This window comes from Pseudomonas sp. NFACC46-3 (genome assembly GCF_900114515.1).
GTDB classification, from domain to species: domain Bacteria; phylum Pseudomonadota; class Gammaproteobacteria; order Pseudomonadales; family Pseudomonadaceae; genus Aquipseudomonas; species Aquipseudomonas fluorescens_Q.
Genome location: NZ_FOTH01000001.1, coordinates 133,106 through 146,249 on the forward strand (window position 1 = coordinate 133,106; position 13,144 = coordinate 146,249).

Sequence of the window (13,144 nt, forward strand, 5' to 3'; positions counted from 1 at the left end):
CCAGCCGCTACCAAGTGTTTGTATCCGGGTTGATTCATTCAGATAGATGAAGCACCCGGGCTAATGCCAGTCAGTTAAGGATCACATGACACAAAACCTGTGGGAGCAAAGCTTGCTCCCACGGGGTTGAGGCTTAACTGATCGGCATTAGCGCTTACCCTTTCATGGGATAAGCGCCTTTTTCTTGACTCAGCCAGCAGTGACCGTCATGCCACCATCCGCCATGACCACCGAACCGACGATAAAGCTGGCACGGTCCGACGCAAGGAACGCAACCACCTCGGCAATTTCTTCCGGCTGTGCGGCTCGGCCAATAGGCGCGGCTTCACCATGCTGGGCAAGGAACGCCGGGCCGTCCTCGACCACGTCATTAAGGATGTTGGTGACCACATCGCCAACGCCGACCGCATTGACGCGAATACCATCCTCGATGACTTCCAGCGCCAGGGTCCGCGTCAGTTGTGCCAGGGCACCCTTGGAGGCGGTATAAGCGGCAATGGTCGGGAAGGCAAAATAGGACGCGTAGGACGCTATGTTGACGATGGCCCCCGACTTGTTCGGCATCATCGCCTTGACCGCTTCGCGTGAATGCAGGAAGGCCGCGGTGGCGTTGACCGCCTGGATGCGCTCCCAGTCCTGGCGCGTCATGTCGATCACCCGCTTGTTGATGATGATCCCGGCATTGTTGACCAGGATGTCCAGCCGACCGAACTGCTCGACGGCCAGGCCGACGGCGCGCTCGGCAGCGCCATCCTCGGTGATGTCGGCCTCCAGCGGCACCAGCCCGGGACGGGCCAGTTCATGGACGGCGGGGTTGATGTCTTCCGCGACCACCTTGGCGCCGCGGGCGTGCAGCAACAACGCGATGGCCTTGCCGATGCCACTGGCGGCTCCGGTGACCAGTGCCACCTTGCCTTCGACTTCCTGGGGAATGCTGTGTTGGATATCGGTCATGATCGCTCTCCTGCGTGAGCGGGCCGCCGAGACATTCGCCGGCCCGGCGCCCGTGGGCGCTGTCGTTATCGACGGCTTCACTTTCTCGCAACGGCGACTGCCGGGCTTTCGCAGGCTTGCTGGGACTGTCGGGGTTTTGCGCGAATCTGCCCACGCAGGCTTAATCCCATTGCCGGTGACATAGGCCGAAACTCCCACCCCGCCTGGGAGTATCAGCCGATTCAAATTGGCGAGACAGCTGGGCCCGGTCGTACAAAACACTGTTCCGTGACGGGTCGCCCCCATTGCTGTCCTTCTTGCTCCAGTTCCAACTTGAAACCGAAATCCTCGTACAGCTTGCGGGCAGCATCGAGCCCCTGGAACGTCCAGAGGCTCGTTGAACTGAAGCCCCACTCGTCACAGAACTTCATCGCTTCAGCCAACAGGCGTCTGCCAGCGCCCTTGCCTCGTGCCGAATCCTCCAGGATGAAGCAACGCAGTACCGCACTGCCGTCCTCTCCTTCTCCGTCGATGGCAATCGAACCGACCACGCGTTCGCCATCCAGGGCCGACCAGACCTCATTGCGCGGGTTGTGCAAACGCCCCATCAGTTGCGCCATGTCCGATGCCACCAGGCTTTCGAACAACTGGCCGAAGTTCGAATGCCTGGAGTAATAGTCCGCATGCATTTGCACAATGCGGCCAATCACGCCTGGACGGTAGCCCCGGGCAATCTCCAACTGCGCCGGCGCAGGCGGCTCCGTACCGAGTCGATGAGCGTGCAGCGCAACGGCATAGCTGGCAATCCCCTCGCTCACGGTCTGACATTGCTCGCTGGATAAGTGAGACATGGCCGCGACAACCTGTTGGGTGGCGAAAGCATCGATGGCTCGAAGGGTCTTTTGCCCCTGCGCGGTGAGCCGCAGTCGCTTGGCTCGGGCATCCTGTTCATGGGCAATTTCTTCAATCTCACCGGCCTCGACGAGCTTGCGAACCATCCGGCTTACGCTGGATTTCTCCAAGCCAAGCAGCTCGACAAGCTCACCCGCCCTCAGGGATTGGCGATTGCCGAGTTCGACTATTGTGTGCACCGACGACGGCGGATAACCCGTCGCAGCCAGCGTGGCGTGCATGAACCCCAGCTCCCGCACCATGAGACGCGACGCCGAACGGATTTTTTCAATCAGGTCTGGTGGGCACTGGTTCACGGGGGGGCCTCGGACGCAACGAGCCATTAGTTGTATTGCACAACTAAAGACCCATCCATGCGTTCAGTCAAACCTTGCGGTGCATCCCGGATAACTTCAAGACCTTCCAGGCCCATGGCATTGCCGATTGCTGGGCCAATAACGATAACGCCAGGGACTTATAGAGGCTCTGCGGTCTGGATGAGCGAGTTCAGCACCAGCTTGATTTCAACAGCTGGGTCTTTATGCCCTTGCAATATCAGGCCTTCCGCCAGGGCGGTGAAGGTCTTGGCAAGCGCGGCGTAGGCCAGCGGCGGCTTCTTGCCGGCATGATTGAATATGATGGTAATCAACTTGCCCAAGGCCTCGCTGTTTTCCTCATGCAAGTCGTAGTAATGCGGCGAGAATTCTTCATCGCGCAAGGCGATCAATTGCAACTCGGCATCGAGGATCGCACAGCGGGTATTGTTCTTCAGCGTATCGATATAGGCATTCAAGCCGTGGCTCAACTGTTCCGCCGAATATCCCGATGCCAGGGTCGTACTCAGTCGCTCGATCTCAACTCGCTTGAAGCGTTGAGTCAATTGCAGCAGCAAGTCCGATTTACTTGAGAAATTTGAGAAAAAGGCGCCTTTGGAAAAGCCCGCCTCTTCGGCGATAACGTTGACGCTGGCGGCATGAAAGCCCTTGCGGATCATCAGCTCAGTGGCTGTGTCGAACAATTTGTCTCTTGTTACTTGCTGGCTCTCTTCTCGACCTAGTCTCTTTTTAATCACGCCCTCGGCTCCTTTGGCCAAACAAGATAGCTATGTGTGACTGAATGCAACGAATCGATTACTCACTGTACGGAACCCGTTTTCGCCATCATATCTTATACGCGCCTTGTTCAATCATTTACATTTTAACTTTCAAAAAATGCCATGTATGTGCCATGTAGTTGGAACAGCCGCAAAGGCCCCCTAGATGGGGCTACCGGCCCCAGTTTTTGCCGGATAGGCGTGACTCACAGTCTTCGTTTCGCGCCCCTTGATGAGCCCTTGCCGTCCCTTTGAGCGGCTCAAACCGGATATTTTCCTGCCCTCGAGCATGCACCGGAACCTGAAAAAACCTGCACGAAGCCCGATGCAGAGCCATCAGCTCGTCAATCCGACGAAATACCACTTGATTTTCAGATACCGAATGGTTTTTACTTGCGCCGTTGGTGGAGCCCAACGCCTGATCAGCGCATCGAGTCAGTGACACCGCTCTCGATGCAATGCCAGGTCACCTCACAGGAGCGGGATTTTAATGGAATATGCCTTCGTTACAGGCGCTACTGGCCTGCTCGGGAATAATGTCGTTCGTGCGCTGTTAAAGCGGAACATCAAAGTAAAAGCGTTGGTTCGTTCCGTAGAGAAAGCCAGGAAACAGTTCGGCAGCCTGCCTGTGGAGTTCGTCGAAGGCGACATGCTTAATGTCGAGGCCTTCGCCCATGCCCTGCAAGGCTGTGACGCCCTGTTTCATACGGCGGCCTATTTCCGCGACAGTTACAAAGGCGGGAAACATTGGCAAAAACTGTATGACACCAATGTGACCGGCACCGAGCGCTTGTTGCAAGCCGCTTATGACGCCGGTATCCGTCGTGCGGTCCACACCTCCTCCATTGCCGTATTGAAGGGCACTCGGGATCAAGTGATCGATGAAACCATGTCTCGCAGTGAATTGGAGGCTGACGATTATTACTTGAGCAAAATATTGTCCGAACAGAAGGTCCAGCAATTCCTGGCGCAGCACCCGGACATGTTTATCGCCATGGTCCTGCCAGGGTGGATGTTCGGCCCCGGCGATATCGGCCCTACTTCCTCAGGACAGTTCCTGCTCGACTTTGTCGGACAGAAATTGCCCGGTGTACTCCCCGGAAGCTTTTCCGTTGTCGATGCCCGGGATGTGGCCGAGCATCAAATCGCGGCCATCACCCGTGGCAGGTCCGGAGAGCGCTACCTGGCCGCCGGCAATCACATGGACATGAAGAGCATTTTCCAGGCGCTGTCCAGCGTCAGTGGCATAAAAGCCCCAGAGCGAAAAGTGCCTCTGTTCATGCTGCGAATCATCGCGCTTATCTATGAAGGTTACTACCGGATCACAAAAAAGCCGGTGCTCATCAGTACCTCCACGGTCAAGCTCATGGAGCAAGAACAAGGCCGCACTCATTTCAGCCATAACAAAAGCTCAAGAGAATTGGAGTGCAAGTTCCGCCCTGTTGCTGAAACCCTGACCGATACCCTGGATTGGTATCGGAATAACAACTACACAGATGCTTAATTGAAACAATTCATATATAGCCTGCCTCTGTAGTACTTTTTTTGACTAGCCATACATCCAAGGATTGAGAGAGGTTGGTAAATGAAAAGCCTTTCATATAAAGAAGGTTTTCTGCATCGCTTTGTCGGTTTTTCGGAATCGTTTCCCGAGCAAGTTGCTATTCGGCATCTGGACACGGAAGAAGATACCGTTACTTACCGCGAGTTGCACATCAAGGCTGAACTATGCAATGGCGCTCTTACAGCGCTTGGTGTATTGCCTGGCGACAAAGTAGCGCTGGTGCTGCCCAATGGGGTGGCATTCATCGCTTACTACTTGGCGATCATCGGGCGAGGCGCCATTCCGGTCATCCTCAACTACAAGTTGACCCCTTTCGAAATGGCCAGTGTCGTCAGCCTCGCCAGGCCGACGCTCGTGGTCACGACCGAAACGCTATGGGTGCAACACAGTGAGGTGTTCCAGGCTGACAACGGTGTCAGGCACTCCCTAGTGCTGGACGGTGGGAGCGAACCGTCATCGTCCCTGCCCGCCAACGCAACGGCCACCTCTCAACTGCCTTGCCAGGTCGAACCCTTGTTGCTGCCCGAGGGTAATCCGGTCGTCTCGGTCCAATTCACCTATCGGGGCATCGGCAGGCCCCTGGCTGTTTCTCACCGTTATCTCGACCTGACGCAATCGAGCGACGGGCTGCATGAGCACTTTCATCTGCAAGGCGTCGGCTCCGTTCATCTGGTGACGTTGCCACTGTATGCCATCTTCGGCCTGTCCGTGATGATGGTGTTTCCCTTGAGCGTGGGCGCCACCCTGCTGATGACCAACACCCTGCTCAACCGAGACCTCGCTGAAGTCCTGTCCGAGCATCAGGTCACCTTTGCCTGCCTGGTTCCCGATGTCATTCGCTACTTCAATACGCGCCTGGCCAAACGCAAAGGTGCGCTCCTGCCGTTGCACCCGCAGTTGATGATTTACTCGGGGGGCAGCCACCTGCCGGCCGATGAAGCCGAGAAGCTGGGGAAGTTGCTGGGGTGCAATCCGGTGCTGCAGGGCTATGGCTTGACCGAAAGCATGCCCGTAATCGTCCAGAGCTCGATTGGTACGGTCCACCGTGGCGCCATGGGCCAGCCGATCAGCGGCGTGGAACTGCGCATCGTCGATGCCCAGGGCCGGGACGTAGCGCCTGGGCGTATCGGCGAATTGCTGATACGTGGCGCGATGGTGATCGACGGCTATAACGATGCCGAGGACACCAATGCGCGGTTCTTCCGCGATGGCTGGTTCCACAGCGGTGACCTGGTCTGGCAGGACGACGATGGCCATGTGTTTTTCTATTGCCAGCGCCTGCGAATCTCGAAGATCAAGGCGCAGATGGTCGACCTGGTGGAAATCGAATCCGTCGCCCTCAAGCACCCCGACGTGGTGCGCGCCAAGGCCTATATCGTCCCGGACCACAAGGAAGTCAACGTGCTGCACCTGAGCGTCGAAGGGACCGGCGAGCTGACCCAGAACGCACTGTCCACCCTGCTTTCGCGCTACCTATCGGGCTTCAAGCTGCCCAAGACCATCGAGATTACTTCTCTCAAGGAAGAGGCCCATGCACGCTAACAGCACACAACCGGTCCTGGCCGTTTTCGACTTCGACGGCACATTGACCGACCGGCACACGTTCTGGCGCTACATGCGCTTTATCGTGGGCACCCGCTCGTTCTGGCTGCGGATCATTCCCCTGCTGCCCAAGATGCTCAGCGTGATCGTCGGCATCACCCCACTGATGCAAGCACGGCTGGCGTTCATCGCCTGCTACCTGGGCGGCCTGTCGGTGGAGCAAGAGCGCGAACATGCCAAGTACTTCATCAGCGAGCTGCTGCCGCTCTGGCTCAGGCCCGAGGCGTTGCGGCGGCTGCAATGGCATCAGTCCATGGGGCACGTCACCGCGCTGGTGAGCAATTCGCCGGAAAACTACCTGATCCCCTGGGGCCAGGCCGCAGGTTTTGACTATGTGTGCGGCACCCGCCTGGCAACGGCAAAGAACAAGCTGACCGGCGGGATATCCGGTACCAACTGTGTAGAGCGAGAGAAAGTCACGCGGCTCAAGGGCTGCTTGAGCAACCTTGATGATTTTTACATTTATGCCTACGGCGACTCATCGGGCGACGACGCCCTGCTCGGCATTGCCAACTCTCCCTTCTACAGAAACTGGTACTGATCGATGAACACTCTGAGCACGTTGGCCCCCAATCATTTCAAGCGCCCTGGCAGCGCCCCGACCGTCATGATCGTCGGAGCCGGTCCTGTTGGCCTGTCCCTGGCAATCCTGTTGAAGAAATGGGGCGTGTCGTTCCGCATCATTGAAAGGAACGCCGGCCCCTCGACGGCGACCAAGGCGATGGCTATCCATTCCCGGACCCTGGAAATCTTTCGGGACCTGGGCGTTGCCGAACAAGCCATCAGCGACGGCTTCACGATCAACCAGTTTTCGGTGCAGTCGAACGCCAAGCGGGTGCTGAACTACAACTTCTCCTACCTGGACGCGCCCTATCCCCTGCTCCTGAGCCTGCCACAGCCGCAAACAGAGAAAATTCTCCTGGAGCGGCTCAGGGAGCTGGGCGCCGAGGTGGAGTGGAATACCGAACTGGTGGACATCGAAAACCTGCCGGGTTCGGTGCGCATGACGCTCAAGCATGCCGACGGCACCGACGAACACTTCACCAGTCGTTGGGTGGCCGCGTGCGACGGTGCTCGCAGCAACATCAGAAAACGCCTGGACATGACGTTCGAAGGCTCGTCCTACGACCGCTTCTTCATGCTCGCCGATGCCGATATCGAGTGGTCCGGAAGCAAGGATGAGGGCGCATTCTTCCTGGGTGCGCAGGACGGTTACGTGGCCGTTGCACCGATCAGCGCTCAATCGCGTTATCGGCTGTTCATCGAAATGCCCTACAACCTGCCACCAGAAGGCGAGCGCCCGTCCTTGAGCCTGGAGAACTTCCAGCGCTTGTGCGAAGGGCGCGGGCAAAAGATGACGCTGTCCAACATTTCATCGACCACCATCGCCTCTTTCCAGCATCGCCGCGTGCAATCGATGCAACAAGGTTCCGTGTTCCTGCTGGGGGATTCGGCGCATATCGGCAGCCCCATCGGTGGGCAGTGGATGAACCTGGGGGTTTCCGAGGCCTATAACCTGGCCTGGAAAATGGCCTATGTCGATCAGGGCCTGGCGAATCCGTCCTTGCTCGACAGCTACAACGAAGAGCGCTACCCGGTTGCCCTGGAAGTCGAGAACACCGCACACCGGCTGACGGGGCTGATTACGGTCCGGCGTCGCGCCCTGGTGTGGCTGCGCGACAACGTCCTGCCGCTGTTGAGCAACCGCAAAAAGGTCCAGCGCAAACTGCCGTCGATGATTTCCGGTCATCAATATCACTATGAGAAAAGTGACTACATTCAAGAATCGCTGACGAAGAAGCAGCGCAAGAACTGGAGCAAGAAAGGGAAAAAACCCGAGTTCCAGACCGCAGCGCCTCGCGCCGGGCAACTGGCGCCCGATGTCGAACTGTGGCAACTGCAAGGGATGCCGACAAAACGCTTGATCGACTTGTTCCACGGGACATTCACGCTGTTGATTTTCAGCGCGGCCGATCAGTTTTCGCCGTTGTTGCCAGGCTACTACACGCTGGCCAAGTCGGTGGAACAGGACTACCCAGGCATCAAGGCCTACTGCGTGATCGACGCCCTGAGCAGCGCCGGCCTGCCGGCTTGGCATTCGACGTTGCTGGACCCCGATTGGCGACTGCATAAGCGCTATCACGCCAAGGAAGGCACGATGATGCTGATTCGTCCTGACGGCTATATCGCTTTCCTCGGCGCCGATGCAATAACGCTGATGACGTATCTGAACGTAAGGTCCGGGTTGCTCAAGGGCGCCAGGAAAACAATAACTTGCGAGACCGACGCAGTGGAACTCCAACTTTAAGTCGCTCCATGGCTACTGCCAGTTTGATGATTTGATATAAACAAGGCCCTGCCCTGGGCCATGATTTTTGATCTTTCTTACTTATAGAAATATCGACCGACTTGGTTAGGAGAACTTTATGCGCTTGCAACTTAACGATGTTGTGCAGGAATTCATCGTATCCAATGGGAGAATAGCCCATAGCTATTTCTCTCTTTCCGAAAAGATTATTGATTCACTGTGCGAATCCAATGTCGCCAAAGAAGCAATATTGCTGCGACTGCTGGAACAGGCTGAAACAGTCACTGCGCATTATTTCAATGCTCATCAACAAGTCCTTGAAGGCGTTTATGCCAATGGGACCGAAGCAGCTGTCAACCAGAGTGTTCCCGTGCTGGAGCCGGTGCACTTGAACCCGACCATACTGGCGCCGGCGCCTGTCGTCGAAGCCGTCGAAGAGACAGATGCACTTAGCTACGGGCAATGGTTGCGTGCCGAAATCAGCACGGTCACCGGCTTCCAGCCGCAACAGATCGACTTCGATCAGAGCTTCGAGAGCCTGGGGATCGACTCGCTGGGGCTGGTCGATATTTTCGAATCCCTGGCCCAGCACTTCCCGGAAAAGAAAGACCTCACCTCGCAGCTCTTCGATGCCCCTACCCCGACCGCCTTGCTGGCACGGCTTGAAGCCGATCCGCAGGCACCAACGGTGGATGTCCAAGCATGGGTGCTCGACCAACTCGCGGCCATCACCGGCTTTACGGTTGAGCAGATCGACCCGTCACAAAGCTATGAAAGCCTGGGCCTTGATTCGCTGGTGCAGTTGGACTTCCTGGAGTCGGTAGTCGCCATGTGGCCACAACTCAAGGCGCACAGTTCCGAGCTGGCCAACGCCAAACTCCCGCAGGCAACCATTGCCCTGATTCAAGCCGCCCTGGCCGATCCAACACCGCAGGCAGCGCCTGGCGTCGAGCCTTCAGCTGCCACGACGAACACTCAGGGGCAGGAAGAAAACCTGCTGCTCAATGCCCTGTCTCCGTTGATCCCGGACGCAGCGCAGTCGATCGACATCCAGACGCCGTTCGCACAACTGGGCCTCAACGGCTTTGCCCGCGAGGCGCTCTGCCAATCCATGGCGCAACAGTGCTCTGCCAGCGAGTTTGCCGGTGAAGCGCTGATGTCCCGTCGCACTCCTCAAGATGCCTTGTCGCTGCTGGCCAGGCTGAGCTGAGCCCAGCAGCAACAGGAATGGAATCCGGGTGATCGAACAGGTCACCCAGCATTTTGGCGATCAGGGAGACAGGTATGAGTGGCGCAGTAACAACAATGGGCGATTTCTGCTTCAGCGCGATGGCGGGCGAGTTTCCGGGGGCGCCGTCCACGGATGCTCTTTGGCAGTTGCTCTGGCAAGGGCAGATCGCACCGATCGAATCCATGCCGACACGTTGGGAATTGGACAAGGCGTCGATCTATTCAACCAAGGCCGGCGAGAAGGATCGCACGTACCTGGACAGCGCTTTTTGCCTGACCGATGACGCTTCGACCCCGTCACGGCACGAAGGACGACAGGTCGCCATCGGCAAGAAAGTGCTCCAGACGTTGCTCACCCAACTCGCCGGACAAGGCTCGGCGCTGAGCAGGGAGCGCACCGCGCTGGTGGTCGCGACCTCCTGGAGCGACGAGAGCTATTTCGTCACCGGCGTATCCGGAAAAACCGACACGCCGTCGGGCTTTACACCGGGTGAGCAAGTGGCAGAACTGGCGGCAGCCTTTGCCTTGGGCGGGCCGGCGTTGTCGGTAGACACCGCGTGCAGTTCGTTCCCTTATGCCTTGGATATGGCCCAGGCGCTGGTCAACAGTGGCCAGGCTGACAACGCGATTGTCATGGCCCTCAACACCGTGCTGCCGCCCGCACTGTTCCTGGGTTTCTCGCAGTTGACGGCTTTTTCCGCCCGCGCGCGGATGGAAGCGTTCGGCCAGGACGCCGACGGCATCGTGCCGGGCGAATGTGCCGTGGCCTTTCTGGTCGAACCGCTCGCCCAGGCCCTGACAGCGCAGCGTCGTCCCCTGGGCGTGCTGCGCGCCTTGGGCATGTCCGCCGACGGCGCCGAAGGCTCGGTGTTTGCGCCCGGCAAACAGGCCCAGTACTCGGCCTACCAACGTGCCTATCGCGGCCTCGATCCAAGCGATGTGGACTACATCGAGACCCACGGCACCGGTACACCGCTAGGGGACGCAACGGAGCTGGCCTCGCTGAACAGCTTCTTTGCCCCCCATCGTCCGGACGGCAAGAAAATCATCATCGGTTCGATCAAGTCGGTCATCGGCCATCCCCTGGCCGCTGCCGGAGGGGCCTCGCTCGCCAAGGCCTTGATGATACTGCGCCATAAAGGCATCCCCCCGCAGCCCGGTTACCGCCCCAGCACCAAGGTCGACGAGACCTGCCTGCGACTCGCCACCCAGCAGGTACAGCCCCTGGAGGATCATCGATCTGCACTCCGGATCGGCATCTCCAGTTTTGGTTTCGGCGGCGCCAACGCGCACCTGGTGGTGGATGAATACATTCCCGACAACCACTCTGCCGCCCCCCTGACCGCCCCGGCGAGCGCCAGTGGCGTGGTAATGCTCGACCTTGCCATTGTCGAGGCTGAAGCAGCGCTGGGCAGCCACCGTTCCTTGCAGTCATTCCAACAGCAACTCGATCAACCCGCCGCCCCCTCGGTCATGTTCCCTTATGGGCGCTTCGTTGATTACACCCCGGCGCCCGGTCAACCGTTGCTGGGGAAATTCCTCGCCCAAGACCACGTTATTGATATCGATGGCTTTGGCATGGGTCCCAAGCCATTGGCTCATGTCGACCCGTTCAAGCTGTTGATCACCGATCGCGTCAATCATCTGCTGCGACGTTTGCCAGGCGTGGCCGGTTCGCCCGGCACTGCGATGGTCATGTGCTGCAACATGGGCGGCGAGCGCTTCAGCAATGCCTACAGCAGCGCCCACAACTTCTACTCCCGGGCGCAAGGTACGGCACCGGGCGTCGAGGTGACGGACGTGGCAACCATGCTGCCGAACATGTTGTCCGGCTACCCGGCGCAGATTTTTGACTTCAAGGGTTTCCATCAGACCCTGGTCGGCACGGCGGGACTGTTCTGGCAAACCCTGCTGGCCTCGCCGCAATGGTTCAACGATGGCATCACCACGCTGCTGCTCGGCGCAGGGCGTTTTTTCAGCGGTGAAATCGAGGTCGAACGCGCCCGGAGCAACACAATCACGCAAGGTGAAGGACTGGGGCTGATCGCGCTGCGTCGTTATCAACCGGATGCCGCTGACAAACCCTTGCTGGTGATCCGCGCGGCGGTCCTCGCCCACGCTGCCGACTCGTTGGAAGAGGCTTGCCAACGGCTGGGCAAAGCGCCGAGCGACTATCCGAACGTTGACGTCTGTGAGTTGCAGCCTGCTGCGACGCCTGCCAGCGGATCGCTGCAGGAGATGACCGGCTTCCTGGCTGAAGCCAGTGGCATCGAGACCCTGTTGGCGGTGATGTTGAAGGGCAAGACCCATTCGGTGATCGAGGTGCGCGATGCCGGCAAGACGGTGATGTGGCTGTTTACCGAAAAACTTCGCCAATGGAGCCCGGCGGCGGCCGAAGCCAGCTCGCCCATCAAGCATCCCTTCATGTTGCGCTTTGCCCATTCGTCATCCCACGAACTGCAGCAGGTCATCACGCCAGCCCGGCCTGTCAGCGTGGTTCGCGAACCGCAGAACGATGGCGTCGACGTGCAGCAACTCAGCGACATGCTCACCAGCACCTTGCTCTCCGGGCTGCGGGTGCGGGTTCGCGCCATGGAAAGCCTGTTCGCCCTGCACCGTGGCGACACATCCCAGCGCCCGACACGCTGGCAGCGCAGCGCGGAACATATCGTGATCGCCAACGCCCAGCGCAGCCCACAGTCGCTGCACGCCCAGCTCGTGGTGGATGAAGCGCACCCGTACTTCTTCGATCATCCCCTGGATCACGTCCCGGGCATTTTGCTGCTCGAGGGCGTGCTGCAACTGATCGAACTGGCGATGCCCCCTCTGAGCGGACGGGTCGCCTACATCAAGACCCTGACAATCAAGTTCCAGCAATACGTACAGAAGCAAGGCGTGATCGATCTGCACGTCGAGCAAGGCCAGGATCCCCAGGTGTTCAACGCGAAGGTCATGCAGGCCGGGAAAGTGATGTGCACCTGCGTCCTCGGGATGGCCTACAGCTCGGCGTTCGAGACATCGCCAGCCGGCGAATTCACCGCCACGCCGTGCCGTAACAAGGCCCTGTTGCACAAGGCCAGGGAGGAGAACGTCATCGTCAGTGACATGAGCGGTGTCGCCCAGGGCCTGAGCGTGGACACCGTGAAACTGCCGCAGGAGCACTTCTTCCAGGCAGGTGATCCCGAGCACTATTCGATGGTGTATTTCCTCGAAGTCGCTCGCCAGTGCTACATGCAGATCGCCCACAGCCATCTGCGGATTCCACTCAACACCCCGATGAATCTGCTGGCCTTGAGCTTCACCCTGGATCGCCCCATCCCCAGGAACAGCCCGCTGTCATTGGCGCCGCAAGCCGGCTTTGATGCGGCGCTCCAGGCATTCAAGACCAACCGCATCTATATCGACCTGTTCAACCGGGGTGAAAAAATCGGTCAAGCAAGTATTACCGCCCAGGTGCTGAGTCAATCCGCACCGGCGGCCTGAGCATTGAATGGATCTGCCCTGCGCATGACCGTGCCCCCCA

9 protein-coding genes are annotated in these 13,144 nt (G+C 58.7%); 6 read left to right on the forward strand and 3 right to left on the reverse strand.

From position 1 onward, the window contains the following. Positions 1-189: 189 nt before the first annotated feature. The 3 genes from BM300_RS00620 to BM300_RS00635 form a co-directional block, all read right to left on the reverse strand. Positions 190-954, reverse strand: a complete 765-nt coding sequence (locus BM300_RS00620) for an SDR family NAD(P)-dependent oxidoreductase (protein ID WP_092221877.1) — start codon at positions 952-954, stop codon at positions 190-192. Between the two features lie 221 nt (positions 955-1,175). Then, positions 1,176-2,087, reverse strand: coding sequence for a bifunctional helix-turn-helix transcriptional regulator/GNAT family N-acetyltransferase (locus BM300_RS00630; RefSeq protein WP_092461637.1), 912 nt, complete (start codon positions 2,085-2,087; stop codon positions 1,176-1,178). 212 nt (positions 2,088-2,299) lie between these two features. Then, a complete protein-coding gene (locus BM300_RS00635) occupies positions 2,300-2,896 on the reverse strand; it encodes a TetR/AcrR family transcriptional regulator (protein WP_063321617.1) in 597 nt (198 codons plus the stop codon). Between the two features lie 511 nt (positions 2,897-3,407). Between BM300_RS00635 and BM300_RS00640 the strand changes: the two genes are divergently transcribed. The 6 genes from BM300_RS00640 to BM300_RS00665 all read left to right on the forward strand — a co-directional run bounded on the left by BM300_RS00640 (position 3,408) and on the right by BM300_RS00665 (position 13,104). Then, positions 3,408-4,421, forward strand: coding sequence for an SDR family oxidoreductase (locus BM300_RS00640; RefSeq protein ID WP_092461639.1), 1,014 nt, complete (start codon positions 3,408-3,410; stop codon positions 4,419-4,421). 81 nt (positions 4,422-4,502) lie between these two features. After that, entirely contained in the window at positions 4,503-6,023 is a 1,521-nt protein-coding gene (locus BM300_RS00645) for a class I adenylate-forming enzyme family protein (protein ID WP_092412010.1), read from the forward strand. Beyond that, a complete protein-coding gene (locus tag BM300_RS00650) occupies positions 6,013-6,624 on the forward strand; it encodes an HAD-IB family hydrolase (protein WP_003201018.1) in 612 nt (203 codons plus the stop codon). Before BM300_RS00645 ends, BM300_RS00650 begins: the two co-directional genes overlap by 11 nt. Positions 6,625-6,627: 3 nt before the next feature. Next, the gene (locus tag BM300_RS00655; RefSeq protein WP_092461641.1) at positions 6,628-8,391 is read left to right on the forward strand and encodes an FAD-dependent monooxygenase; all 1,764 of its coding nucleotides are present in this window, start codon (positions 6,628-6,630) and stop codon (positions 8,389-8,391) included. A gap of 118 nt (positions 8,392-8,509) precedes the next feature. Next, positions 8,510-9,601 (forward strand): acyl carrier protein, encoded by a 1,092-nt coding sequence (locus BM300_RS00660; protein WP_092461643.1) that lies wholly within the window; start codon positions 8,510-8,512, stop codon positions 9,599-9,601. A 74-nt stretch (positions 9,602-9,675) separates the two neighbouring features. Beyond that, complete coding sequence (locus BM300_RS00665) at positions 9,676-13,104, forward strand: polyketide synthase family protein (RefSeq protein WP_092461645.1); 3,429 nt, start codon at positions 9,676-9,678, stop codon at positions 13,102-13,104. Positions 13,105-13,144 lie beyond the last annotated feature (40 nt).

What these genes read in the sequence shown, in the direction of transcription:
- BM300_RS00620 (WP_092221877.1), bottom strand. Translation starts at nt 954, where the DNA reads ATGACCGATATCCAACACAGCATTCCCCAGGAAGTCGAAGGCAAGGTG.
- BM300_RS00630 (WP_092461637.1), bottom strand. Translation starts at nt 2,087, where the DNA reads ATGGTGCGGGAGCTGGGGTTCATGCACGCCACGCTGGCTGCGACGGGT.
- BM300_RS00640 (WP_092461639.1), top strand. Translation starts at nt 3,408, where the DNA reads ATGGAATATGCCTTCGTTACAGGCGCTACTGGCCTGCTCGGGAATAAT.
- BM300_RS00645 (WP_092412010.1), top strand. Translation starts at nt 4,503, where the DNA reads ATGAAAAGCCTTTCATATAAAGAAGGTTTTCTGCATCGCTTTGTCGGT.
- BM300_RS00650 (WP_003201018.1), top strand. Translation starts at nt 6,013, where the DNA reads ATGCACGCTAACAGCACACAACCGGTCCTGGCCGTTTTCGACTTCGAC.
- BM300_RS00655 (WP_092461641.1), top strand. Translation starts at nt 6,628, where the DNA reads ATGAACACTCTGAGCACGTTGGCCCCCAATCATTTCAAGCGCCCTGGC.
- BM300_RS00660 (WP_092461643.1), top strand. Translation starts at nt 8,510, where the DNA reads ATGCGCTTGCAACTTAACGATGTTGTGCAGGAATTCATCGTATCCAAT.
- BM300_RS00665 (WP_092461645.1), top strand. Translation starts at nt 9,676, where the DNA reads ATGAGTGGCGCAGTAACAACAATGGGCGATTTCTGCTTCAGCGCGATG.